The following is a 24,598-nucleotide window of genomic DNA, read 5'->3' as shown; positions in this document are numbered from 1 at the left end:
TGCCTGCGGGTTCAGCCTGCGGCTGAGCAGCCGTGTTTAGCTGCGGCTCCTCCAGCCTCCGGTGGGAGAATGGCAGCGTGGCCCTACATGATTCCCTGATCCCCCTGCTCGGCTCCGGCGCCGACCCGGAACAGCTGGTCCATGTGCACGAAATCCCGGCCCGCACTGCCGTTCCGGTGCCCTGGCCGGACTGGGCGCATCCCGACGTCGTCGCCGCCTACTCGCGGGTGGGCGTCCACGAACCGTGGCGGCACCAGATCGAAGCGGCAGAGTCCGCCCACGCCGGGAACCACACGATCATTTCCACCGGCACCGCCTCCGGGAAGTCGCTGGCCTACCTGCTGCCGGTCCTTGACGAAATTCACCGCACGGCACTGGATGACCGGGTCACGCTGGAGCCGACCGGCTCGGTTGCCCTCTATCTGGCGCCCACCAAGGCGCTCGCCGCGGACCAGCTCTCCGCGGTGAACGCGTTGAAGCTGCCCACTGTGCGGGCGGAAACGTACGACGGCGACACGGACCCCGGCGCGCGGCGCTGGATCCGGGACCACGCCAACCTCGTGCTGGCCAACCCCGACATGCTGCACTTCGGCGTGCTGCCCAACCATGCCTGGTGGGCCCGCTTCTTCCGCCGGCTCAAGTACGTCATCATCGACGAGGCCCACAGCTACCGCGGGGTGTTCGGTTCCAACGTTGCCAACCTGATGCGCCGGCTGCGCAGGATCTGCCGCTACTACGGCGCCGATCCTGTGTTCATCGGCGCTTCGGCCACCTCCGCTGACCCGGCCCAGTCCTTCGGCCGGCTGATCGGCGGCGAAGTGACCGCGGTGACCCGGGATGCCTCACCGCACGGGGCCACCACGGTGGCGCTCTGGGAACCGCAGCTGACCGAGCTCAAGGGTGAAAACGGTGCCCGGTCGCGCCGGACCGTCATTGCCGAGACCTCCGATCTGCTGGCGAACCTGGTGGCCGCCCAGGTGCGCACCATTGCCTTCATCAAGTCCCGGCGCGGCGCGGAAACGATTGCCACCATCACCCGCCGGCTGCTCGACGAAGTGCACCCTTCTTTGCCGGACCGGGTGGCGGCGTACCGCTCCGGGTACCTGCCGGAGGAACGCCGGGAACTGGAACGCCGGCTGCGCAGCGGTGAACTGCTGGGGATCTCCAGTACCTCCGCGCTGGAGCTGGGGATCGACATTTCCGGGCTTGACGCGGTGCTGGTGGCCGGCTGGCCGGGCACCCGCGCCTCCCTGTTCCAGCAGATCGGCCGGGCCGGGCGCTCCGGACAGGACGCGCTGGCCGCGTTCGTCGCCAGCGACGACCCCCTGGACACCTATCTGGTGCACCACCCGGAGGCCATTTTCGACATCTCGGTGGAAGCCACCGTCTTCGATCCGTCCAACCCCTATGTCCTGGGCCCGCACCTCTGTGCCGCCGCGGCGGAAATACCGCTGACCCCGGATGAGCGCGAGCTGTTCGGCCCCACCGCCGCCGGATTGCTGGACCAGCTGGTGGAACAGGGTTACCTCCGCCGCCGGCCCTCGGGCTGGTTCTGGACCCACTCCGAAAGCGCCGCCGCCATGGTGAACCTGCGGGCCGACGGCGGCGGACCGATCAACATCGTGGAGTCCGACACCGGAATGCTGCTGGGCACCATGGACGCTCCGCAAAGCCAGTACCAGGCGCACACCGGCGCGGTGTACGTCCATCAGGGCCAGACCTTCATGGTGGACGAACTGAACGAAGCGGACCACTGCGCCATGGTCACCCGCGGCAACCCGGAGTTCTACACCCAGGCCCGCGATATCACCCAGATCGAGGTCATGGAGACGGAGCGGACCTCACACTGGGGTGAAATCCAGGTCTGTTTCGGCACCGTGAAGGTCACTACCCAGGTGGTCTCTTTCCAGCGCAAAGCACTGATCTCGAATGAGATCCTGGGCGAGGAGCCGCTGGAGCTGGAAGCCAAGGAGCTGTTCACCAAGGCAGTCTGGTTTGTCATCGACGAGCATCTGCTGACCGGTGCCGGGCTCATCCCGGCCGATTTCCCCGGCGCCCTCCATGCCGCCGAGCACGCGTCCATCGGGATGCTGCCGCTGATCGCCACCTCCGACCGCTGGGACATCGGCGGGGTGTCCACGGCGCTGCATGCGGACACCGAGAAGCCCACCATTTTTGTGTACGACGGCCACCCCGGCGGTGCCGGTTTCGCCGAGCGGGCCTATGAAGCCGCCGAGCTGTGGCTCACCGCCACCAGGGATGCCATCCGCGCCTGCGAGTGCGAACGCGGCTGCCCGTCCTGCGTCCAGTCCCCCAAGTGCGGCAACAAGAACAACCCGCTGTCCAAGGCGGGAGCAGTGACGCTGCTGCAGGTGCTGCTGGACTCCGCCCGCGGCCGGGATGCTGATCCGGCGGCGGCCGAATCAGCGGTCACGGCAACTGGACCATAGTCACGGCGGCGGTCCGGCACGGGCGCGGCCGGTAGCTGTCACGGCGGCGGTCCAGCCCGGGCGCGGCCGGTAGCGGGCCACGGCACCAGCCCGGCCGCCACCTGGGTGTTTACCTGCACGGTGTGATCCCCGGGATTGACCGCACAACCGGTCAGCGCGGCACCGTTGCGGGCCGCAACCTCACCCGCCACCGCGCAGGCATCGCCCTGCCGCAGGCCGCGGACGGTGTCCGCAGCGGCCAGCGCAGACAGGTCCGCTGCAGTGGCGGCCCGGTTCGCGGCGACCGCGCTCTGCAGCAGCAGCAGAACGGCACCGAACAGCACCAGCAGCAGCACCCCGGTTCCCAGCACCAGCACGGTCCCGGACCCGCGTTCCTCCTTCCCTGCTTTCCTCTGTCCTTTCCTCTGTCCTTCCCTCGGTCCTTCCCCCGGCCCTTCCTCCGGTCCTTTCCTCGGCAACCCGGTCCCCACCCCGGCTTCAAGCCCGGTCTCTTCCCCGGTCTCAGGCCGGGCTTCCTCTCCGGATCCGTTCCGGGCAGTGTTCACGGCAGTGACTCCGGAAGGGCCGACGCAGAAGCAGTAAGCACCAGGGGCAGCCGGTCCAGCAGCGGGGCGGCCACGGCTGAGTCGACCTGCACCCGGAGCCAAGGCCCGTCCGGCGAGAGCGTCACCTGCGCTTCAGCGCCAGCAATCCGCAGGGCCGCCGACTCCGCCGCACCGCTGTCTCCGCGCATGATTTCCCGGGCCGCCGCCCGGGCCGCTTCCTCGATGCGAAGCTGGGTCACTCCGGCCGCGACGCCCGTGAGCACCGCGGCCAGAAGCAGCGCCACAGCGGGCAATCCCACCGCAAGTTCGGCGGTGACTGCACCCCGAGCGGGTGGATCCCTCGGATTCTTCCGGCCCATCTGCTATCCCAGCGTGAGCGCGCTGCGGATAAGTCCCATCAGCAACGAGCGCACCTCTCCACTGCCAAGCACGGCCACCAGCAGCGCGGCAAACGCCACGGCAGCGAGAGTGGCAATGGCATATTCCGCGGTTGCCATCCCTGCCTCGCGGCCGGGAACACTACCCCGGAGCCGTTCAGCCCTCCGTGCCCGTCCTGGAGTTGAACTGTCCCGGGCGGCAGAGGGTTGCGCCGGGTACAACACCGTCACGGTGCCGTAGCCCGGAGTTTCCCGCGGTTTTCCTCCGAATCCCGGTGCCTGGCCGGCAGAACTGCACCGGCAGGTACTGCCTTCGGGTCCTGACGTCTCGCCGGTGCCGAAGGCCGGGACACCGGCAAAGCTGCGGCCGCGCTGGGCGGCAGTTACGGATCTGCTCAAGACAGACATGGTTTCCTCCTGGTGTTGGCTGGCATCACTTGCACCGCTTCGAAAGCGGTGTTCCGATCCTGCAGCCGGCAGCCGCAGCGGGCCAGAGGTCCTTCCGCCGCTGCGGATAACGGCCGCGGCCAAGTTGGCTGTGGAGGGACGTACCGGTGCAGCGGTTAGGGAAACGACGGCAGCAGTGACAGCAGCAGCGGCACCACGGTCAGGATGACAAAGGCCGGCAGCGCGCAGAGTCCCAGCGGGACCACCAGCTTGACTCCCAGTGCCGCCGCCCGGCGTTCGGCCTCACGGGAGCGTCGGCGGCGGACCTGGGCGGCTGCTGCCAGCAGCACTGCGGCTGAGGGCGCCCCGGTGGTCGCGACAAAGGTCAGTGCCTCGCGGAGCTGGGCGGCCGGTGCCTCCGGCCGTTGAGAGGCAGCCTCTCGAGGAGCACGTTGTTGAGGAGCCCGCTGTGGCGAACCGAGCTGCTGAAGTCCTGACCGCCGGGGACTGCGTCGGCGGTGATCTTTCGGCCCTGATCCGGGAGGACGGGATCGGCCGCCGGGACGCCAGACATCGGCTAGTTCCCACGCCACGGCCCACGGAGCACCCAGTTCCAACGCAGCCTGCACCCGCCGCAGGCACAGGGCCGTCTCCGGCTCCACAACGTCCGCCAGGACACCCAGCGCCGGCAGCAGCGATTGGCCGGCGTCCAGCATGGCAGCCACCAGGTCCAGCATCAGCGCGGGATCTGCTATTCCGGTGCTTCCATGACTGTTGGCTCCGGGCGTTTCCAGCCCGGCGCGACCGGCCGCGGTTTCCCTGCCCCGGGCCGGGTATCTTCCCGGGCGCAGCAGCAGCCAGGCAGCTGCAGCCAGGAACACGGCCACCAGGGTTCCTGCCATCAGGGGCCGGCTGCCCGGCGCACCAGCGCCCTGGACCAAAACCCGGCGATCAGGAACAGGGCTATGCCGGCGGCCGCGGCCAGCCAGCCCAACGGGCTTCCGGCGAGGACCGCCACCGGATCGGCGCCCAGCAGGTAGCCCAGCCCCAGCCCGCCCGCCGGCAGCCAGGTCAGCAGCCGCACGGTTGCCTGCGGTCCTGCCAGCGCCGTTTCCCGGGCCGCCTGCTGGTCCAGGCCGCCCTCCAGCTGCGCGGCGTAGCGGCTGAGCACTCCGACCAACGGTGCACCGCTGCGTTCCGAGACGCTTACGCAGGCCGCCAGTTCGCTCCACACGCCCTCCAGTGACAGGTGGGCGTGCCCGGCCCCGCCGATAGCGGTCCGGGGTGCGCCCCCTCGGACCGCTCGAGTCCGCCGGGAGCCACCAGTTTCCCCTCCGGCTCCCGCGGCAGCCCGGAAGACGGGCACCGGGCTCAGGCCGAGCGAGGCAGCTTGGGCGGCTGCTTCCAGGACCGGCAGCAGCCGCGCGGCCAGCAGTGCATTTGGTCCTGTGCCGCGGACGCCAAGCTGCAGGGCTGCGGCATCTGCCCACAACTGGTGAGGAGACCGCCCGGCGGCCAGCAACCCGGTGAGCTGGTGGATGAGCAGCGGGACGTCCTGCAAAGCAGGATCGGAACGGGCGGGGACGATATTGGCCCTTACCAACCGGGACCGCAGCCGACCGGTCTTTGGCCTGTGCGGCCCCGGCCAGCCCGAGGAGCGCCCGACGGCAGGTGAAGCGGAACGGGGCAGGAGCAGCCCGGCGGAGATTCCGAGCAGCACCGAAATCCACAAGCCAGTCACTCGACGCGTGTTTCTTCTCGAATCGGTTCTTCGTTCAGAATCTCCGCCGGCAGATTGGAGCGGCCGGCCATCCGTTCCTGCAGTATCGGCCAGCCGGGACCGTAGCGGGCTGCGGAATCGGGGCGGATCAACGGCAGCAGCGCCGGCAGTGTTAGCAGCCGGCCGTCGGGCGAAACTGTGAGCACAGCGATTTCGGCCACCCGGCGGCCGGAGGGCTGGCGGGCAAGGTGCACCACCGCGTCCAGGGCACTGGCTGCCTGCAGGTTTACGGCCGTGCTGCTCATCCCGGCCAGGGCACCGAGCGCGGCCAGCCTTGCCGGCACGCTGGCCGCGGAGTTCGCATGGATGGTTGCTCCGGCGCCGTCGTGCCCGGTGTTCATGGCCGCCAACAGCTCGCGAACCTCCGCACCCCGGCACTCGCCGACAACCAGTCTGTCCGGACGCATTCGAAGGGCCTGCCTCACCAGCTCGGCCAAGTCCACCTGGCCGGTGCCCTCCACGTTGCCGTGGCGGCTCTGCAGACCCACCGTATGGGGATGGCGCGGATCCAGTTCTGCGGCGTCTTCGACCAGCACCAGCCGTTCCCCGGGATCACTCAGTGACAGCAGGGTGGAGAGAAGCGTGGTCTTTCCGGTCCCCGTGGCTCCGCTGATCAGGAAGTTCAGCCGGGAGGCCACCAGGCGCCGCAGCACCCCCGCGCTTTCGGGGTCAACGGTTCCCCCGGCCTGCAACTCCTCCAGCGTGAACGTCAGGGTCCGCCGGATCCGGATGGACAGCAGCGTGGAGCCGGTGGAGATCGGCCGGAGCACGGCATGTACCCGGTAACCGCGCAGCTGGACATCAACGCAGGGGTTGGAGTCATCCAGGCGGCGGCCTCCGGCCGCGATCAGGCGGGCAGCGAGCGCCTGGACTTCCGCATCGGAGCCAAACCGCAGCTCGGTCAGTTCAAGGCCGTTTCCGCTGTCCACCCAGACACGGTCCGGACCGTTGACCAATATGTCGCTGATCCCCGGCAGCAGTGCCAGTTCCTGCAGCGGCCCCAGTCCCTGCAGCTCGGCCTGCACACGGTCCACCGCACGCAGTGCCCCCTCTGCCCCGAGCAGCCGGCCGCTGGACTGAATGGCCGCGGCCAGCCGTGCGGGCGTGACGGGTTCGCCGTCGTCGAGCATTTGCCGGCGAACCTGCCGCACCATGGGAGCGTCACCGGGCCGGGACTGCTGCTGGTCCGCCGGCTGGGAGCGCGCGGCCCTCCGGCCCTGGGGACTCATGCGCGTGCACCCGAAGCCGCAGATGCGGCCGGGAGCCCGGATGCGACCTGCCGGACCAGCTGCCCCGTCACGCTCCGGATCCGGGTGCGGCGGCCCCGTTCCAGCAGCAGGCCGCGCGCTTCGGCATGTTCCAAGTTGCGTACGTCGGGCAGGTACCCCGCGAGGGGAAGCCCAACGGCTTCGGCCGCACGGGCATCATCCAGCCCGTCTCCCAACGGCCCGCGGACCACCACAGCCTGCGGCACCGGGCCCAGGCTGAGGTGCAGGGAACGGGCTGCCAGCACCGGGCGGAGACGGCCCGGAACCACCAGCAGCAGGGCATCACAGGAGACCAGCAGCTGAGCAGACCGGTTTCGAGCGCAGTCCACCACGGTCAGGGTGAAGGCAGCCCGCGCCGCGTCCATCACCGCCCTGACGCTTTCTTCGGCAGGTTCCGCACCGGCTTCCGCTTCGCTGTCCGCTGCCGGCAGCACCCCGGATTCATCGGCACCGGACCCCGCGGTGCCCGGGCCCGCGGTACCGGAAAGCAGGGCGAACCCGGACACCTGTGGAAGCGCCGACAACAGCTGCACCGGGTTGAGGGAACCCCTGACATCGGCCAGATCGGGCCAGCGAACTCCTGGAATATTCCCGCTGGCGAGACTGGCGTCCAACCCGCCGCCGTATGGATCTCCGTCCACCAGCAGGGTCGAGATTCCCTGTTCCGCTGCTTCGTGGGCCAGCCAGCACGCCAAGCTGGAGGCTCCCGCGCCGCCGCAGCCGCCCATTACACCCAGGACGTACCCGGCCGCCGGCGCACGCCGGCGGCTCAGGTACTCAGCCAGCCAACCGGAGGCTGCAGGCAGGACGGCTACCCGTACGGCGTCCAGCCGCGCCGCGGCTTCCCACAACCCGGGATCCTGTCCGGTGCCCACCACGATGGTCTCGGTTCCGTTCGCCCCCGGCCGGGCATGCCGCCAGGATCCGGCGCGCCCGTCCGTGGCCAGGTCTATGCCCAGCAGCAGCACCTCGGGGTTCCGCGCCAGGGCTGTCTGGACATCCGGCAGGGCTTCCAGCTCCAGCCCGGCTGCAGCCGCAACCCTGGCCACCTCATCCTGCAGATGCTGGGACCGGCTGGCCAGGACCACCTGCGCTTCGGTATTCGCGCCGGGTGCCGCAAAACGCGAACCCGGCCGCGAACCCGGGCGGCGCCCGCCGGAGGAAACCCGGTGGACTCCCCCGGAACCGGCCCGGCGGCCCGGCTTCCGCACCGTTCCCGCCCCGCGGCCGGGCAACACCGGGCCCGGCGGCGGCACCGCTGCCCGGCCCGGCCGGGTGGCAGCCGCCGGCTCGGAAGGGTCCTCCCCTGAAGAGCTCTCCCCGCCAGCGTCTTTACCCTCAGGGGCAACCCCGACCCCGACCCCGGGCCCGCCACCGGACCCGGCAAGACGCTCGGTCAACCCCGCGGCACCACGGTTCCGCCGGGTGGCGACAACCGGCCCCGGCACCCCAGCATCCGGCGCCCTGGCCGCCGGTACCCACAGCTGTTCATCTCTCATGCGCCCCACCCTTCCCTGCCAGCGGCAGGGTGCACCCGGGAACGGAGCAGGCTGGGGACAAGCTGCCGCCGTCCCGCGGCTGTGGAGGACAAGCCCGACGCGGCCATATTCACCCTGGAACACGTTCACCCGGTAAATGGTTCAAGCCCCGCACCTGCCAGCAGGGACAATGGAAGCATGTACGTTGTCCTCGCCCCGGCCGGTCCCGGCCCCGCCGCCGGTTCCCTGCAGCTGCAGGAGACGGACGACGCCGGCCGGCCCACCGCGGCGCCCGCCGTCGTCGCGCCCTCCCTGCTCGCCGCCGTCGTCGGCGACTACGAGGACAGCGGCCGGAACGTCCGCTGGGTGTTCGGCAGCACCCGCGAGCTGTATCCGCGGCTGCTGGACGCGGACGTGCGGATCGGCCGCAGCCACGATTTGGCGCTGGTGCGCGGGATTCTGCGCTTTTCCGAGGCCGCAGCGCCTTGCCCTTATATTGACGCGCTGCGCGCCAAAGTGCCCGCAGCGGACCCGGATCTGCTGCCCCGGCAGCTGCTGCCGGTCCGGCCCGCACCGAACCAGAGCTCGCTTTTCGAGGAGCTGGAGGGCTTTGAGGACCCCGCGGCCAGACGCGGCCCGTCGCTTGAAGACCAGCTGGCCGAGCTGCAGGCCCAGCTCGCCGCGGTCGAGGCTTCCCCGGCACGGCAGGGACTGGCGCTGCTGCTCGCCGCCGAATCCGCCGGCGGACTGATCGCCGTGGAGATGGAGCACACGGGACTGCCCTGGCGGCGGGACATCCACGAGGCGATGCTGGAACAGGAGCTCGGCCCGCGGCCGCCCGAGGGGCAGCGTCCGGTCCGGTTGGAACAGCTGGCTGCCGAGCTGCGGGAAAAACTTGGCAACCCCGGCTTCAACCCGGATTCCCCGCAGGAACTGCTGCGGGCACTGCACCGCGCCGGGATCGAGGTGAAGACCACGCGGTCCTGGGAACTGGAGCAGCACGAACATCCCGCCATCCCCCCGTTGCTGGAGTACAAGCGGCTCTCCCGGCTGCTCAGCGCCAACGGCTGGACCTGGCTCGACGCCTGGGTGGCGGACGGCCGGTTCCGCCCGGAGTACGTGGTGGGCGGCGTGGTGTCCGGACGCTGGGCCTCGCGCGGCGGCGGCGCCCTGCAGATTCCCCGTTTCGTGCGCGACGCCGTCCGCCCGGACCCGGGATACAAACTGATTGTCGCCGACGCCGCGCAGCTCGAACCCCGGGTCCTCGCTGCTCTGGGCCGGGACAACGCCCTGGCCGCCGCGGCCCGCGGCAAGGACCTGTACCAGGGTATCGCGGACCAGAACTTCAACGGGGACCGTGCGCAGGCCAAAATGGCGATGCTCGGTGCCATGTACGGAGCAACCTCGGGAGAAGCCGGACGGCTGATGCCCGCCCTGACCCGGTCCTATCCGCAGGCGATCGACGTCGTCGAGCGCGGCGCCCGGGCCGGGGAAGCAGGCAAGACGGTCAGCAGCCACCTGGGCCGCAGCTCCCCTCCGGTCTCCGGGCGCTGGCTGCGCGCGCAGCAGACGGCCTCTGCCGAAGAGCAGCGCCGCGCCGACTCGCTCGCCCGGTCCCAGGGCCGTTTCACCCGTAACTTTGTGGTCCAGTCCACCGCCGCCGAATGGGCTCTGTGCTGGCTGGCGGAAATACGACGCCGGCTGCAGGCCGCGTCGGTGTCCTCACCGGCCGGGGAACTGGTGTTCTTCCTGCACGATGAAGTCATGCTGCACGTGCCTGAATCCAGGGCCGCGGAGGTCACGGCGCTGGTGACGGATGCCGCTGCGGCCGCAACACGGCTGCTGTTCGGGCAGATCCCGCTGGAATTTCCGGTGGTCGCCGTGACCGTCGATTCCTACGCCGACGCCAAGTAGCCCGGACAGTCCGGCTCTTTCACGAATGCGGCTACAGGACCGGCACGATTTCCCGGCTGTCGTCCCAGGGCAGGGTCCAGCCCAGTTCCTCCAGCACGGCGTTAAGGATGATGCCGGTAAACCCCCACACCAGCACCCCGTTCACGAGGAACGCGGGCGAGCGGTGTGCGCTGGCCCCGTGTCTCATCACGGCGGTGCGCCGGTTTTCCGGATCGAGCAGGTCCGCCACCGGCACCCGGAACACGGAGGCGGACTCGCCGTAATCCACCACATCCACCGGTGTGGGCCGGTCCCACCAGCCCAGCACGGGCGTCACCAGGAAGTTGCTGACGGGCAGCCCCACCTCCGGCAGCGTGCCCAGCACGACGACGCCGTCGGGGTCCAGCCCCGTTTCTTCCCGGGCTTCACGCAGGGCGGCGGCCTCCGGGCCGGCGTCCCCGGCGTCAAGCGATCCGCCGGGGAAGGCCACCTGTCCGGGGTGGTCATTGAGCGTGGCGGCCCGTTCAACCAGCAGGACGTCGAGCTCATCAGGCACCCCGGCGGAGTGGAAGTCCGAGGGCTTGTTGTCCAGGTTGCCGAAGAGGATCAGCACGGCGGCGCGGCGGGCCGTGGACGGGTCGACGCTGCGGCGCAGCAGCTCCAGGTTCGCGTCGAAATAGGTGGTGCGGGCGGCGGCTGCTGCCCCCAGCGCCTGCAGATCCGCGTAGGCGCTCATGCTTCCAGGCCGTAGCCGGCGGCCCGCAGCTGGGCGCGCGTTTCGGCAGCCATCATCCGGGCGTGCAGCTCCTCGCGGCCGGGGGCGAGCTCATACTTCAGCAGCTTCCGCGCCTTGTCCGGATCGGTTTCACCCTCGCCGTAGGAGGGGCAAAGCTGCGCGACGGCGCAGGCCCCGCAGGCCGGGTTCTTGGCATGGCAGACCCGCCGGCCGTGAAAGACCACCCGGTTGGACAGCGGAGTCCAGTCCTTGGGCTCGAACAGCTCGGCCACGTCCTCTTCCACCTTGACCGGGTCCTTGGCAGTGGTCCAGCCGAAACGGCGGGAAAGCCGGCCGAAGTGCGTGTCCACGGTGATGCCGGGAATCCCGAAGGCATTGCCAAGCACCACGTTCGCCGTCTTGCGGCCGACACCGGGCAGAGTGACCAGCTCTTCCAGCTTGTCGGGAACCTGGCCGTCGTATTCATCGACCAGGCGGGTGGACAGCGCCTTGATGCTGGCGGCCTTGGCCCGGAAGAAGCCGGTGGGCCGGATCAGCTCCTGCAGGTCCGCCTCGTCGGCCTCCGCCAGGGCCCGGGCATCCGGATAGCGGGCAAACAGCACCGGCGTGACCGCGTTGACGCGGATGTCGGTGGTCTGCGCGGACAGGACTGTGGCGACCAGCAGCTCAAAGGCGTTGGTGAAATCCAGCTCCGCCACGGCATAGGGATACAGCTCCCCCAGCAGCCGGTTGATCTTCCGCGCCCTGCGCTTCAGGGCGAGCAGGGAGGGATCACTCCCGGGTGCCTTAACCACGTCCTTGTGTCCTTCGTTCCGGTTTGGATGGTGCCGGGTGCGGGCGGATCCGGCTACTCGCCGGAGTCTTCGCCGACACGCTCGATGTTGCTCAGGTCCCGCAGCACGCCGATGCGGCCGGTGCGCTTGTCCTGTACGAGGAACTCGGTGCCGCGGTCTTCCAGCCCCAGCTCCCAGTCGCCCGGGTGGAACATGAACAGCGGCAGGCCCGTGCGCTCGTCGACAATCTGGCGCGGGGTGCCCACGGCAAACCAGAACGCCTCCACGACGTTCTCGGATTCCTCGCGGGTGGCGCTGATCGAGTCAGAGCCCGACGACGGCGCAGAGACCAGGGGCGATGCCTGCGTGGCAGGTTCCGCGTGGGACTGCTGGCTCTGGACGACCGGGTTTACCGTGGTGGCCGCGATGTCGTCGCGGCCGGAGGAGGAAGCCGAAGCCTCGGTCTTGGTTTCCGGAGTGTTCTCCGCAGCAGCCGTTTCGGCGCGGGCCGGACCGGTGCCGGCCGGGTCCTGTTCCGCATTGCTGCGGGCTGAATCGTCATGGGCTGAATCAACACCGTTGGGGGCCGCTGAGGCGCCTGCAGCTGCTGCGCCGGTTTCCGGGATGCCGTTCGGGGCGGGAGTGGTGCCGGCGTCGTCGGGCTTGCGGCCGAACAGGCCGGTCGGGGCAAGCTTGCCGATACCGGCGAACCGGGATCCTGCGGGCTTGGCGTCGCCGGCTGCGGCGTTATCGCCGGAGTGGTCGGAGTGGCCGGAGGCAGCGGAACCAACGGTCCGTGCCGGAGCCGCCGGGGCGGCCGGCCGGCGGCGCAGTCGCACGGCGTCGCGCGCCATGACATGGGCGGGCTCCTCGGGACGCTCGCCGAACTCGCGGGAGAACGGCGGAATATGCGGAGCCAGCGTTGTCGAAGCCACCAGGCCGAGGGCACCGATGAACGTCAGCAGGGTGCCGATGGTGAATTCGTTGACCAGCTGCAGGAAGAAGAAGGCGGTGGCCAGGACTGCCACCACGGAGCCGAACTGGTCCACTGACAGGGAACCGATACGGTATTTGAGCTCCGGGGCCATCCGGCGGGCCGCGAACAGTCCGGCGACCAGCAGCGGCAGGATGATGCCGATCCCCAGGAAGAACAGGGGCGTCAGCGGCGACCAGAGGTTGAGTTCCAGATCAAAGCTGGTGCTCCACGGCAGCAGGGAACCGATGAGCATCAACAGGACAGAACCGCCCACCACGGTGTCGCGCAGGCCAAACGGACCAAAGACGGCGGTCCGGGCTTTGTCCTCGCCGGCTGGACGGTTCTCGGCAGGTGCCGGGGTATCCGCCACCGTTCTGGCGTCCTTTTCAACGGGGGGCTGGTTCATTCTGTTCTCCATTCACGACCGCCGCTTACGGGCCGGCACTTGCTGCGGTCCGCAGCATCGGCGGGCCGCATGCACGGGTCAAAAAGCGGTTGCTTCCTCCCACAGCCTAGTCAACGCCGGCACCGCAGACTAGCCGAACTGCCGCAGGGCTATCCGCCGTGATCTACCGCTCACCGCAGAATTACCCCCTTTACCGGGCCTGCATGTGACGGTGGACACATGCCCGTCTGATCGGAGTTAGGGTTGTTCCAACGCTACGGCAGCCCCTCGATCCGGGCTGGACCGTGGGCACACAGTTAGCGAAAGGGTTCACGATGTCTGAACAGTCCCCCGTCAAGGCGCATGGCGATGCACTGGAGAACCTGCTCCACGAGCACCGCAGTTTCCCGCCCAGCCAGGATTTTGCGGAGAACGCAGTCGCCAAGCCTTCCCTCTATGAGGAAGCGGCAGCCGAAGGGCCGGAGTTCTGGGCCCGGCAGGCCCGCAGCCTGCTGACCTGGGACAAGGATTTCACCGAGACGCTGGACTGGTCCGATGCTCCGTTCGCGAAGTGGTTCGGCGGCGGCAAAATCAACGCTGCGTACAACGCCCTGGACCGCCATGTCGAGGCAGGCCGCGGCGACCGGGTGGCACTCTTCTTCGAAGGCGAGCCCGGCGACACCCGCACCTACACGTATGCCCAGCTCACCGAAGAGGTCAAGAAGGCGGCCAACGCCTTCGAATCCCTCGGCGTCGCCAAGGGCGACCGGGTGGCCGTCTACCTGCCGATGATTCCCGAAGCAGTCATCACCATGCTGGCCTGCGCCCGCATCGGCGCGGTGCATTCCGTGGTCTTCGGCGGCTTCTCGGCCGATGCACTGCGCAGCCGGATCGACGACGCCGAGGCCAAGCTGGTCGTCACCGCCGACGGCTCCTACCGGCGCGGCAAGCCGACGTCGCTCAAGCCGGCCGTGGACGAGTCGCTGGTCAAGGAAGGCCATACGGTCAGCAGCGTTGTTGTCGTGAAGCGCAACGGCGAGCCGGTCCAGTGGACCGAGGGACGCGACCTGTGGTGGGACGACGTCGTGGGTACCGCGAGCGCCGAGCACACCGCGGTGGGGCACGACTCCGAGCATCCGCTGTTCATCCTCTATACCTCGGGCACCACCGGCAAGCCCAAGGGCATCCTGCACACCACCGGCGGCTACCTGGCGCAGACGGCCTTCACTCACCTGAACACCTTCGACCTGAAGCCCGAAACCGACGTGTACTGGTGCACCGCGGACATCGGCTGGGTCACCGGGCACTCCTACGTCACGTACGCGCCGCTGGTCAACGGAGCCACCCAGCTCATCTACGAGGGAACCCCGGACACCCCGCACCAGGGCCGCTGGTGGGAGCTGGTCGAGAAGTACAAGGTCTCCATTCTGTACACGGCCCCCACCGCCATCCGCACCTGCATGAAGTGGGGCCGCGACATTCCCGGGAAGTTCAACCTCGACTCCATCCGGGTCCTCGGTTCCGTGGGTGAGCCCATCAACCCCGAAGCCTGGATGTGGTACCGCACGGTCATCGGCGCCAACGGCAACAAGAAGGAAAACCCCGCGCCCATCGTGGATACCTGGTGGCAGACGGAAACCGGCGCGCACATGATCGCGCCGATGCCCGGAGTCACAGCCACCAAGCCCGGCTCCGCGCAGGTGGCAGTGCCCGGCATCTCCATTGACGTGGTGGATGAGATGGGCGAGTCGGTGCCCAACGGTTCCGGCGGCTTCCTGGTGGTCAAGGAGCCCTGGCCGGCCATGCTGCGCGGCATCTGGGGTGATCCGGAGCGCTTCAAGCAGACCTACTGGTCCCGGTTCGACAACATGTACTTCGCCGGCGACGGCGCCAAGAAGGACGAAGACGGCGACATTTGGCTGCTCGGCCGGGTGGATGACGTGATGAACGTTTCCGGGCACCGGCTCTCAACCACGGAGATTGAATCCGCCCTGGTCAGCCATCCGTCGGTGGCGGAGGCCGCCGTCGTCGGGGCCAGCGACGAGACCACCGGCGAAGCAGTGGTGGCGTTTGTCATCCTGCGCGGCAGCGCCAAGGACGACGACGACATTGTCACCACGCTGCGCAACCACGTGGGCAAGGAAATCGGACCCATCGCCAAGCCGCGTCACATCCTGGTGGTGCCGGAGCTGCCCAAGACCCGTTCCGGCAAGATCATGCGCCGGCTGCTCAAGGACGTGGCCGAAGGCCGCGAAGCCGGTGATTCGAGCACGCTCGCGGACAACACCGTAATGCAGCAGATTGCGGAGTCCATGCGGAAGTAACTCCCGCGGAAAACAACCCCGCGACATGGCAGAAGGTGCGCTTCCCAAGGCTGGGAAGCGCACCTTCTGCCATATCGGCGAGGGGAGGTTAGGCGACGGTGACGTCGAGAACGACGTCGATGTTGCCGCGGGTCGCGTTGGAGTACGGGCACACCTGGTGGGCGGCTTCGACGAGCTTTTCGGCGGCCTCCTGGTCCACGCCGGACATCTCGACGTGCAGCTCGACACCGAGCTTGAAGCCGACTTCCTGCTTGTGCAGGCTGACGTCCGCGGTGATCGCGGCGTCGGCAATCGGAGCCTTCTCGGCGCGGGCAATCATCTTCAGCGCGGAGAGGAAGCACGCGGCGTAGCCGGCGGCAAAGAGCTGTTCCGGGTTGGTGCCGTCGCCGGCGCCGCCCATCTCGGTGGGAGTGGCAAGATTGAGTTTCAGCTGGCCGTCGCTGGTCCGGGCCTCTCCGTTGCGGCCGTCTCCGGATGCGGTGGCTGAAGCGGTATACAAAGCGCTCATGGCGACTCCTTCAATTGGGGGACGTTCAGGTAGACTGACTAGTACGTCTACTTGAGGCAAGTAAACGCGTCTTCGCCTTAATCCGCAACCCAGGAGGAACCATGGCCAGCCAGTCGCCGGTGCGCGAGCGCATCCTGGACGCCGCCGCCTCCCTCTTCTATTCCGAGGGCATCCGTGCCGTGAGTGCCGACCGGATCATCGCGGAAGCGGGCACCACCAAGGTGACCTTCTACCGGCATTTCCGCACCAAGGAGGACCTGGTGGTCGCCTATCTGCAGGCCCAGTCCGCGCGGACCCGAGCGGCAGCTGAGCACCTAAGCGCCGATCCCTGCACCGGACTCCTGCAGCTGGCGGAAGCCATGGGCGCCGAAACCTGCGTACCCGGATTCCGCGGCTGCCCGTTCATCAACGCGGCAGCGGAGTATCCCGACGCCGGGTCCCCGGTCCGCGCCGTGGTCCGGGAGCACCGGGAATGGCTGCACGCCGAAGTCAGCGGCAGGCTCGCGCAGCTGGGAGCAGCAGAACCGGCCGCGCTGGCCGACCAGCTGCTGATGCTGCGGGACGGGGCCATGGTCCACGGTTATGTAGCCGATCCGGCCGGGGTTTCAGCTTCCCTGGTCAGCGCCGGCCGGGCGATTCTCGGCAGCGTTCTGCACTGACGCCGGACCCGGCGCCGGAGTCCAGGGGTGACCTTGGACTCAACAAGTTGGCACCGGGGCACGCGGGGTAGCAGAATCAATGCTCGTGTCCACTTCCAGCACTGCCTCCCCAGCTTCCACACCTGCCGAAACCGATCCGCAGCACCGCCCGCAGTCACGCCGGATGGCGCGCAGGGTAGCCGGAGCCTCCTTTGTCGGAACGGCACTGGAGTCCTATGACTTCTATGTCTTCGGCACGGCCGCCGCACTGATCCTGAACCGGATCTTCTTCCCGGAGGTCGATCCGCTGATCGGCGTCCTGCTGTCCTTCCTCTCCCTGGGCATCGGCTTCATTGCCCGCCCCGTCGGAGCGGTCCTGTTCGGCCACATCGGAGACCGGATCGGACGCAAGAAGTCGCTGATCTGGACCATTGTCCTCATGGGCACGGCCACCGGCGTGATCGGCCTGCTCCCGGACTACAACACCATCGGCCTCTGGGCTCCGGCGCTGCTCGTCACCCTGCGGCTGCTGCAGGGCCTGGCCGTGGGCGGGGAATGGGGCGGAGCCATCCTGATCGCCACCGAACACGCCGAGCCGCGCAAGCGCGCCCTCTACGCCGCGATCCCGCAGATCGGCTCCCCGGTGGGCACCATCATGGTCACCGCCACCTTCCTGCTCCTGACCCAGGCATCGCAGGAAACCATGGAAGCCGGGCTGTGGCGGCTGCCGTTCCTGATGGCCTTCCCGTTCATGGCCATTGCCCTGTACCTGCGCTTCGCCATCGAGGAAACCCCGGTCTTCAAGGACGTTGCCGAGCACCAGGCCGTTCCCCGCGTTCCGGTCCTGGAAGTGCTCACCACTCAGCGGCTGCCCGTTCTGGTTGCCGCCGCCGCCTCGCTGCTGGGCATCGGTTCCTACTTCCTCATGACCACCTACACCCAGGCCTACGGCACCCAGCAGCTCGGGCTGTCCGACACCACCGTGCTCAACGCCGCCCTGGTGGGCTCGGTCCTGCAATTGGCCACGATTCCGGCCTTCGGCTGGCTGGCCACCCGAATCGGCTCGGCCCGGATGGTGGCTGCCGGCGCCGCGGCCACGCTGCTGATTTCCTTCCCGCTCTACTGGGTGATCAGCACCGCGGACCAGACCACCTACATCCTGGCCATCCTGCTGGGCGGCATTGCCCCGACGGCGGCCTGGGCGGCTTTGGGCGGGCTGATGGCTGACCTGTTCCCGGCCCGCACCGGCTTCACGGCGCTCTCGCTGGCCTACAGTTTTGCCGGAATCCTCGCCGGCTTTACCCCGGCGGTCACGTCCGCCTACGGCGAGGCGACCGGCGGTGCGTGGTGGCATCCCGGCGTCGTACTGGCCCTGATGTCCCTGGTGACGATTGCCGGCGCGCTTGCTGCGGCCCGCATGACGCGCCGCGGCGCAGACGCCGACGAGCGGGTGCAGGTTGGCGCATAGTTAAGGCATGACTGCCTCCCGCACCCGCAACCTGCTCGTCCTCAACGGCCCCAACCTGAACCTCCTGGGCACCCGGGAGCCGGGGATCTACGGCACGGCCACCCTTGATGACGTCGAGACACTCGCCCTCCAGGCGGCCGAGGCGCAGGGCTGGACGGTTGACTGCATCCAGTCCAACCACGAGGGGGACCTGATTGACGCGATCCACGGCGCTCCGGGGCTGGCGGACGCCATCATCATCAACCCCGCCGCGTACAGCCACACCTCGGTTGCCATTCCCGATGCGCTGTCCGGAGTGGGGCTGCCCGTCGTGGAAGTGCACCTGAGCAACATCCACCGGCGCGAGGAGTTCCGCCACCACTCCTACGTGTCGGCAGTGGCCGACGTCGTCATCTGCGGCGCCGGAATTGCCGGCTACGGGATGGCGGTCAACTATCTCGCTGCCCGGCTCGACGGCGAAGCCGGGGACTGAGCCCGCGGAACCGAGCCTCTGCTACTTGCAGCCTGTCCTACTCGCCGGAAATGCACTGCCCGGGAGACACCGGGTCGGAGTAGCCGGCGGCAGCCTGCGCCACCGGACCGAGTTCGCTCAGGGACAGGGCGTAGCCGATGGGCTGCTCGCCGGTCGTCTTGGCGAAGATCACCCCGGCCACCTGCCCGTCAATATCCAGGAGCGGCCCGCCGGAGTTGCCCTGCTGCACGTTGGCCGCCAGGGTATAGACCTCCAGCACCTCCGGCGATGAGCCGTAGATGTTACGGACGGAGACGTCGGAGAGCCGCTCCACGTTGGCCGCCTGCAGACGGAACGGGCCGCCGGCCGGATACCCGGCAAAGGCCGCCGTGGTGCCGTCCGGCAGCACGTCGCCGAGGGGAATGGGATCCGCCTCCAGGTTGTCCACGGACAGCACGGCCAGGTCACGGGTGCTGTCAAAATAGACCACCTTGCCCGGAAGTGCCCCGCCGCCGGGGATCTGCACCACCGGCTCGGACACCCCCGCCACCACGTGGGCGTTGGTGATGACGCGGTCATCCGCCACCACGAAGCCGGAACCGGTCTGGTTCTGCCCGCACTGGTAAGCGGTGCCGGTGATCTTCACCACGGACTCCGACGAGGTTTGGAGCGCAGCGGAGGAGAGCGCCTGGTCGGGGGCGACCACCGTTTCCGGTGCCGCGCTGTCCAGGATGGTCGGCAGGCCCTCGGCCAGCGTGAAGGACCGCACCTGCGCCGTCCAGGCCTGCACCCGGTCCGGAGTGGCCTCGTCGATGGTGGTCAAAACCTTGGACGAGGTGATCTGCTGCGAGAGGAAGGGCACACCGAGCGTATTGACGCTGAACGCGAGCATCGACATCACCAGTGCGGATACCGCCAGGTTCACCGCACCGCCGAACAGCCGGTCCAGAAACCGCAGCGGCGGGAAGTTCAGCCAGCGCCGGATTCCGCCGCCCAGCGCGGCTCCCACGGCATGTCCACCCAGAACGAGGACCGCCACGGTGGCAATAACGGCGGTCAGCCGCCACCCGTCGTCGGGCACCCACGCCGCGACCAGCGGAATGGCGAAAAACGCAGCGACAGCTCCGGCCACGAAGCCGACAATGCCGCCCAGAGTCACCACCAGACCGTTCCGCAGACCGGCGATGAGGTAGAACAGCAGCGCCAACAGCAGAATGATGTCAAGCAGGGAGAAACCGAGCACAAACAGCTCCAAATACGGTGTAGGGGGCTAACGCGGGACCATGCGGCGACGGTCCCTGCCTCCAGAGTTTAGCGGTCCAAGCTGGGTGTGCCGTCCGCGCCGGAGTCCGCCGGGCAGTGCGTCGGGGCGTCCTTTTTATCATCCGAGGGCGAACAAAGCTATTACAGGTGTCACATGGGGCCGCAGTGCGGGAAGATAATAGAAGGGACAACTATTTACAGGAGATTTCATGGATATCGAGGTACTGCGCCGTGCGCCACTGTTCGCCTCATTGGGAGACGACGTCTTCGCAGCTCTGACCGACGAGTTGACCGAGGTCGACCTTTCGCGCGGCGCATCAGTTTTCCGCGAAGGTGACCAGGGCGACCAGCTGTATTTCATCGTGTCCGGAAAGATCAAGCTGGGCCGCTCTGCACCCGACGGCCGCGAAAACCTGCTGGCCATCCTCGGCCCGGGCGAGCTCTTCGGCGAGATGGCACTGTTTGATCCGAGCCCGCGCAACGCCACCGCCACCGCGGTGTCGGAAACCCGTCTTGCGGGACTGCGGCACGACAACCTGAAGGCGCTGCTGGAAACGCGCCCGGAGGTGTCGGTGCAGCTGCTGCAGGCACTGGCCCGCCGCCTGCGCCGCACCAACGAGTCCCTTGCGGACCTCGTCTTCTCTGACGTTCCCGGCCGTGTCGCCAAGGCGCTGCTGGATCTCGCGGACCGCTTCGGCCGTCCGGCCACCGACGGCATCCTGGTGGCACACGAGCTGACCCAGGAAGAGCTGGCCCAGCTGGTCGGCGCTTCCCGCGAAACGGTGAACAAGGCCCTGGCCGAGTTCGTCCAGCGCGGCTGGCTGCGCCTTGAGGCACGCGCCGTGGTCATTCTGGACGTGCAGCGGCTGCGTCAGCGCTCCCGCTAGGCCTTCGGCTTAGCGGTTCTGCCGCACGACGACGGCGGCGCCTCCCCTTTTCGGGGCGGCGCCGCCGTCGTTTAACCGGTGCGGTATCCAGGTGCGGGCGTCAGCGCCCCCGCTGGGCCGAACCTTCGCCGGCGCCGCTGAGCTGTACGGCCAGCCAGTAGCCGTCGTCATTCTGGACCAGTTCGGGCTGGTAAACCTTTGCGGGGCGGCGGGAAGCCAAATAGGCGATGCAGCCGCGGGCAGTCGCCAGCTTTTCCAGGACCAGCTCCACCTGCGGAACTGTCAGTTCCCCCAGGCGCAGTCCGGCGGTGTCCGGAAGCCCGATTTCGTCACCCAGCGACGTCGTGTCGCGCGCTCCGATTTCAGCGGCCGCGGACCGCCACCCGCCCCAGACGCCCTTGCCCTCGAGCAGGGAGGCCTCCTGGCCGATGGGCTGCACGGCGGCAAAGTAGCGGGTGTCGAAGCGGCGCAGCGCAAAATCCGCCGTCTGCCAGTTGGAGAGCGGGCGCAGCAGGTCCGTGCGCAGGCCCAGGCCGCGGCGGCCGAGCAGGTCCAGGAAGGACAGCTCTCCGGAGGCAATTCCGGACCGTGCCGCCATCCACTCCGGGCCCCGGTTGGCCTCCAGCAGGGTGGACTCGTCCGGGCCCGCCAGCAGGATCCCCGTTTCTTCGAAAAGCTCGCGGATGGCAGCCACCACGTGGCGGCGGGCCAGCCGGGGGTCGTCGATGCCCAGGGATTTGGCCCAGGCTGCGGCGGAGGGTCCGTACCAGCCGGCGGCGGAACCGTCGTCGCCCTCTTCGATGCTTCCGCCGGGGAAGGCGACCTTGCCCAGCGGGGATTCGCCGCGCCGGTAGGCCAGATAAGTTTCAGTCCCGCGGGGAGCGTCCCGGACCAGCACCACGGAAGATGCCAGGCGGGGTTTGCGCGGTGTGCGGTCACCGTGTTCTAGCCAGCTTTCCGCGGCCCCCCGCAAATACGGGGGAACCGGGAAAAGCCGTAGGGAGGAACTAGGCAAATTCAGCGATCACTTCTACTTCGACCGGGGCATCCAGCGGCAGTACCGCCACGCCGACGGCGGACCGGGCGTGGGAGCCCGCCTCGCCGAAGACCTTCCCCAGCAGTTCGGAGGCTCCGTTGATGACGGCCGGCTGTCCGGTGAAGGACGGCTCGGAGGCAACGTAGCCCACTACTTTCACAATGCGGCTGATGCGGTCCAGGTCACCGATCTGTGCCTTGATGGCAGCCAGTGCGTTGACGGCGCAGGTTGCGGCGTAACCGGCGGCGTCCTCGGCGGACACCGCGGCGCCCACCTTCCCCGCAGCCGGCAACGCGCCGTCGACAAACGGCAGCTGGCCGGAGGTGTAGACGTAGTTGCCGGTAACAACGGCCGGCACGTACGCGGCCACGGGGGCGGCCACCGCGGGCAGGGTCAGGCCTAGCTCCGCGAGCCGGCGCTCCACGGCCGAAACCGCTTCATTAACCTCTGTCACTGCGACTTCTCGCGCTTCATATAGGCAACAGCTCCGGTGCCGTTGGGGGCGGGGGTGATCTGAACCAGCTCCCAACCTTCTTCGCCGTGCATGTTAAGGACAGCTCCCGGTGTGTGAAGAGGAAGCGGCGTGATGAAATATTCCCATTTGCTCATAATCCAAAGACTAACGCGTGCTTGTAGACTGATGCGCATGGCAGCTCGCAAATCACCTCTTTTTGACACGGCGACCACTTTGGGCAAGATCGTCGCGTTCTTTGGCGTCAGTGCACTTTGCGGTGTTTTGGCCGCGGGACTCCTCGTTCCCGCCGCCGCGGCTGCCGGCACGGCCGCATCCGGTTCCCTGCAGTTCTTCGACGATCTTCCGTCGGAACTTGAGGCGGGAGCACTGGCCGAGCCCTCTCGGATTTATGCCAATGACGGTTCCCTCATCGCCACGCTGTATGAGGAGAACCGCCAGCCCGTGAAGCTGGCCGAAGTCTCTCCCACCATGATCGACGCGATGCTTGCCATTGAAGACGACCGCTTTTACGAGCACGGCGGCGTGGACATGCAGGGCATCATCGGGGCTTTGGCCTCCAACATCTCCTCCGGCACCAACCGCGGTGCCTCCACGATCACGCAGCAGTATGTGAACAACGTCATCATCGACTCCAACCTCCAGAACGAAGAGGAAGTCGTCTTCAGCGGCAGCGTGCAGAAGACCTACGGCGACAAGCTGCGGGAGATGAAGCTCGCCATCGCCGTGGAGAAGCAGCTGAGCAAGGAAGAAATCCTTGAGGGCTACTTCAACATTGTGCCGTTCAGCGGGATGACGTTCGGCGTCCAGGCAGCCGCCAAGTACTTCTTCAACGTGACAGCGGCTGAACTGAACATCCCCCAGGCCGCGCTGCTGGCCGGCGTGGTCAACGGTCCCACGCTCTACAGCCCCACCGGCAACCCCGAAGTGGCCCTGAAGCGGCGCAACCTGGTCATCGGCACCATGCTCAGCACCGGGCGCATCACCCAGGAAGAGCACGACGCCGCCGTCGCCACCGATCTGGGCCTGAACCTCACGCCGGTCCCCAGCAACTGCGTCGGCGCCGTCCAGGCACCGTACTTCTGCGACTATGTCACTCACCTGGTCACGAACGACGAGCGGTTCGGCGCCACGGTGGAAGACCGCGAGAAGCTGCTGTACCGGGGCGGTCTGAGCATCAACACCACCCTTGACCCCGAAATTCAGAACGCCGCGCAGACCGCGATCAACGAGACGGCGAACCCGGACACCACCGACCCCGAGATCGGCCACTCCATGGTCTCCATGGAGCCGGGCACGGGCAAGATCCTGTCCATGGCGCAGAACACCCGGTACACGCCCGAGCAGGGCCCCGGCAACTCCGTGCTGAACTTCAACGTGGACCAGTACCAGGACGGCAACCCGGAGAAATCCCTGGGCGGCATGGGCGGTTTCCAGCCGGGCTCAACCTACAAGCCGTTTACCGTGGCTGCCTGGCTTGACGCAGGCAAGACGCTGAACGCCCAGCTCGACGGCCGCAAACGCACCTACCCCGCAGGACACAGCTGGAACGCCAGCTGCCTGCCCGGCGGCCGGTACGGCATTCCGGAACCCTGGACACCCATCAACTACGGCGACACCAACTACAAAACGACCTCGGTCATCGACGGCCTGGCAAACTCCCTGAACACCATCACGCTGGCAGAAATCAACCAGCTGGATCTGTGCAAGTTCCAGGAAATGGCCTTTGCCGCCGGCATCCACAACGGCAAGAGCTCCAGCGGAGAGTACGAACGGCTCGGCATCGACCCGCCATCGTCCTTCGGCGGCGGCGGCGACGCTTCGCCGCTGTCCATGGCCACCGGCTTTGCCACCTTCGCGGCTGAGGGCCTCAAATGCGAACCCCGCGCCCTGACCTCGGTGACGGCATCCGACGGACGGACCTTCGAGGTTCCGGCTCCGGACTGCCAGCAGGTCATGAAAAAGGAAGTTGCCCAGGGCGTCAACGCTGCCACCCAGCAGGTGATGACCAAGGGATCGGGCTACAACCTGCAGATCGGCCTCCCGGTCGCCGGCAAGACCGGAACCAACGACTTCCGGTCCCAGACCTGGTTCATGGGTTACACCACCGGCATGGTCACCGCCACCTGGCTGGGCAACCACGTCTGGGGTGACGATCGTGGAACCATGATCGGCAAGCCCATCGGCGGCAAGGTTTACCCCGAAATCGACGGTTCACTCATTGCCGGACCGTCCTGGAAGAACTTCATCCAGCGCATCCCCGGCGAATACGGGGCCAACCCCTTCACTCCCCCGCCCGCCAGCATCATGGGCAATGCGCCCCAGGCCCCGAAGCCCGCTCCCGCGCCGTCCCCCAGCCCCGCCTCCGACAATGACGAGGGCAACGGCGGCGGCGACGGCAACGACGGCGGAGACGGCGGCGGCGAGTCCGAGGGCGACAACAACGCTTCCGGGGTGAGCTTCTTCGAAGACCGGCTTGCTGCCGGACGCGAGACGTACTAAC

At 68.2% G+C, this 24,598-nt stretch carries 23 protein-coding genes; 8 read left to right on the top strand and 15 right to left on the bottom strand.

The genetic code is table 11. The features are described from left to right. Positions 1 to 77: 77 nt before the first annotated feature. Complete coding sequence (locus WKB88_RS14360; RefSeq protein WP_341395225.1) at positions 78 to 2,450, top strand: DEAD/DEAH box helicase; 2,373 nt, start codon at positions 78 to 80, stop codon at positions 2,448 to 2,450. 38 nt (positions 2,451 to 2,488) lie between these two features. Here WKB88_RS14360 and WKB88_RS14355 read toward each other — a convergent pair whose 3' ends face one another. From WKB88_RS14355 to ssd, 7 genes are all read right to left on the bottom strand, one after another. Continuing rightward, complete coding sequence (locus tag WKB88_RS14355; RefSeq protein WP_445818936.1) at positions 2,489 to 2,920, bottom strand: Rv3654c family TadE-like protein; 432 nt, start codon at positions 2,918 to 2,920, stop codon at positions 2,489 to 2,491. A gap of 71 nt (positions 2,921 to 2,991) precedes the next feature. Next, positions 2,992 to 3,294, bottom strand: coding sequence for a TadE family type IV pilus minor pilin (locus tag WKB88_RS14350; protein ID WP_341395223.1), 303 nt, complete (start codon positions 3,292 to 3,294; stop codon positions 2,992 to 2,994). Between the two features lie 63 nt (positions 3,295 to 3,357). Next, positions 3,358 to 3,780, bottom strand: coding sequence for a DUF4244 domain-containing protein (locus WKB88_RS14345; RefSeq protein WP_341395222.1), 423 nt, complete (start codon positions 3,778 to 3,780; stop codon positions 3,358 to 3,360). A 155-nt stretch (positions 3,781 to 3,935) separates the two neighbouring features. Then, a complete protein-coding gene (locus WKB88_RS14340; protein ID WP_341395221.1) occupies positions 3,936 to 4,661 on the bottom strand; it encodes a type II secretion system F family protein in 726 nt (241 codons plus the stop codon). Next, positions 4,661 to 5,500, bottom strand: coding sequence for a hypothetical protein (locus WKB88_RS14335; RefSeq protein WP_341395220.1), 840 nt, complete (start codon positions 5,498 to 5,500; stop codon positions 4,661 to 4,663). Before WKB88_RS14335 ends, WKB88_RS14340 begins: the two co-directional genes overlap by 1 nt. Beyond that, positions 5,497 to 6,768 carry a TadA family conjugal transfer-associated ATPase gene (locus WKB88_RS14330; RefSeq protein WP_341395219.1) on the bottom strand — a complete coding sequence of 424 codons (1,272 nt, stop codon included), beginning with the start codon at positions 6,766 to 6,768 and terminating at the stop codon, positions 5,497 to 5,499. Before WKB88_RS14330 ends, WKB88_RS14335 begins: the two co-directional genes overlap by 4 nt. Beyond that, positions 6,765 to 8,306: a septum site-determining protein Ssd gene (gene ssd / locus WKB88_RS14325; RefSeq protein ID WP_341395218.1), complete on the bottom strand. Its 1,542-nt coding sequence runs from the start codon at positions 8,304 to 8,306 to the stop codon at positions 6,765 to 6,767. Before ssd ends, WKB88_RS14330 begins: the two co-directional genes overlap by 4 nt. A 177-nt stretch (positions 8,307 to 8,483) precedes the next feature. Between ssd and WKB88_RS14320 the strand changes: the two genes are divergently transcribed. Further along, positions 8,484 to 10,199 carry a bifunctional 3'-5' exonuclease/DNA polymerase gene (locus WKB88_RS14320; protein WP_341395217.1) on the top strand — a complete coding sequence of 572 codons (1,716 nt, stop codon included), beginning with the start codon at positions 8,484 to 8,486 and terminating at the stop codon, positions 10,197 to 10,199. A gap of 31 nt (positions 10,200 to 10,230) precedes the next feature. Here the strand turns inward: WKB88_RS14320 and WKB88_RS14315 are convergent, their stop codons facing one another. From WKB88_RS14315 to WKB88_RS14305, 3 genes are read right to left on the bottom strand one after another with little or no spacing between them, the layout of a single operon-like run. Next, entirely contained in the window at positions 10,231 to 10,914 is a 684-nt protein-coding gene (locus WKB88_RS14315; RefSeq protein WP_341395216.1) for an NUDIX hydrolase, read from the bottom strand. Continuing rightward, entirely contained in the window at positions 10,911 to 11,708 is a 798-nt protein-coding gene (gene nth / locus WKB88_RS14310) for an endonuclease III (RefSeq protein WP_341395215.1), read from the bottom strand. The genes WKB88_RS14315 and nth overlap by 4 nt, the downstream gene beginning before the upstream one ends. Before the next feature lie 53 nt (positions 11,709 to 11,761). Further along, complete coding sequence (locus WKB88_RS14305; protein WP_341395214.1) at positions 11,762 to 13,069, bottom strand: hypothetical protein; 1,308 nt, start codon at positions 13,067 to 13,069, stop codon at positions 11,762 to 11,764. Between the two features lie 314 nt (positions 13,070 to 13,383). Between WKB88_RS14305 and acs the strand changes: the two genes are divergently transcribed. After that, positions 13,384 to 15,372: an acetate--CoA ligase gene (acs, locus tag WKB88_RS14300; protein ID WP_341395213.1), complete on the top strand. Its 1,989-nt coding sequence runs from the start codon at positions 13,384 to 13,386 to the stop codon at positions 15,370 to 15,372. Positions 15,373 to 15,460: 88 nt separating this feature from the next. On the opposite strand, the gene WKB88_RS14295 is transcribed toward acs, so the two are convergent. Further along, a complete protein-coding gene (locus WKB88_RS14295; RefSeq protein WP_341395212.1) occupies positions 15,461 to 15,880 on the bottom strand; it encodes an organic hydroperoxide resistance protein in 420 nt (139 codons plus the stop codon). Between the two features lie 101 nt (positions 15,881 to 15,981). On the opposite strand from WKB88_RS14295, the gene WKB88_RS14290 reads away from it, so the two are divergent. The 3 genes from WKB88_RS14290 (at position 15,982) to aroQ (ending at position 18,458) form a co-directional block, all read left to right on the top strand. Next, positions 15,982 to 16,539 carry a TetR/AcrR family transcriptional regulator gene (locus WKB88_RS14290; RefSeq protein WP_341395211.1) on the top strand — a complete coding sequence of 186 codons (558 nt, stop codon included), beginning with the start codon at positions 15,982 to 15,984 and terminating at the stop codon, positions 16,537 to 16,539. Between the two features lie 85 nt (positions 16,540 to 16,624). Continuing rightward, positions 16,625 to 17,986, top strand: coding sequence for an MFS transporter (locus WKB88_RS14285; RefSeq protein WP_341395210.1), 1,362 nt, complete (start codon positions 16,625 to 16,627; stop codon positions 17,984 to 17,986). Between the two features lie 7 nt (positions 17,987 to 17,993). Then, the gene (gene aroQ / locus WKB88_RS14280; RefSeq protein WP_341395209.1) at positions 17,994 to 18,458 is read left to right on the top strand and encodes a type II 3-dehydroquinate dehydratase; all 465 of its coding nucleotides are present in this window, start codon (positions 17,994 to 17,996) and stop codon (positions 18,456 to 18,458) included. Positions 18,459 to 18,495: 37 nt separating this feature from the next. Here aroQ and WKB88_RS14275 read toward each other — a convergent pair whose 3' ends face one another. After that, positions 18,496 to 19,680 carry a MarP family serine protease gene (locus tag WKB88_RS14275; RefSeq protein WP_341395208.1) on the bottom strand — a complete coding sequence of 395 codons (1,185 nt, stop codon included), beginning with the start codon at positions 19,678 to 19,680 and terminating at the stop codon, positions 18,496 to 18,498. Positions 19,681 to 19,909: 229 nt separating this feature from the next. Between WKB88_RS14275 and WKB88_RS14270 the strand changes: the two genes are divergently transcribed. After that, positions 19,910 to 20,587 carry a Crp/Fnr family transcriptional regulator gene (locus WKB88_RS14270; RefSeq protein WP_104053107.1) on the top strand — a complete coding sequence of 226 codons (678 nt, stop codon included), beginning with the start codon at positions 19,910 to 19,912 and terminating at the stop codon, positions 20,585 to 20,587. Between the two features lie 100 nt (positions 20,588 to 20,687). On the opposite strand, the gene WKB88_RS14265 is transcribed toward WKB88_RS14270, so the two are convergent. The 3 genes from WKB88_RS14265 to WKB88_RS14255 are packed head-to-tail and all read right to left on the bottom strand — an operon-like array spanning position 20,688 to position 22,232. Beyond that, on the bottom strand, positions 20,688 to 21,602 hold the full coding sequence (locus tag WKB88_RS14265) for an NUDIX hydrolase (protein WP_445818930.1): 915 nt from the start codon (positions 21,600 to 21,602) through the stop codon (positions 20,688 to 20,690). Beyond that, the gene (locus WKB88_RS14260; RefSeq protein ID WP_341395206.1) at positions 21,595 to 22,077 is read right to left on the bottom strand and encodes a RidA family protein; all 483 of its coding nucleotides are present in this window, start codon (positions 22,075 to 22,077) and stop codon (positions 21,595 to 21,597) included. Before WKB88_RS14260 ends, WKB88_RS14265 begins: the two co-directional genes overlap by 8 nt. Then, positions 22,074 to 22,232 carry a DUF4177 domain-containing protein gene (locus tag WKB88_RS14255; RefSeq protein ID WP_146067190.1) on the bottom strand — a complete coding sequence of 53 codons (159 nt, stop codon included), beginning with the start codon at positions 22,230 to 22,232 and terminating at the stop codon, positions 22,074 to 22,076. Before WKB88_RS14255 ends, WKB88_RS14260 begins: the two co-directional genes overlap by 4 nt. Before the next feature lie 37 nt (positions 22,233 to 22,269). Here WKB88_RS14255 and WKB88_RS14250 point away from each other — a divergent pair, with 37 nt between their 5' ends. Beyond that, positions 22,270 to 24,597, top strand: coding sequence for a transglycosylase domain-containing protein (locus WKB88_RS14250; RefSeq protein ID WP_341395205.1), 2,328 nt, complete (start codon positions 22,270 to 22,272; stop codon positions 24,595 to 24,597). Position 24,598 lies beyond the last annotated feature (1 nt).

The sequence above is a fragment of the Arthrobacter sp. G119Y2 genome (assembly GCF_038069765.1).
Classification (GTDB): Bacteria; Actinomycetota; Actinomycetes; order Actinomycetales; family Micrococcaceae; genus Arthrobacter_B.
Note: the sequence above shows the minus strand (reverse complement) of the source record. Positions and strands in the feature narration are given on the sequence as shown.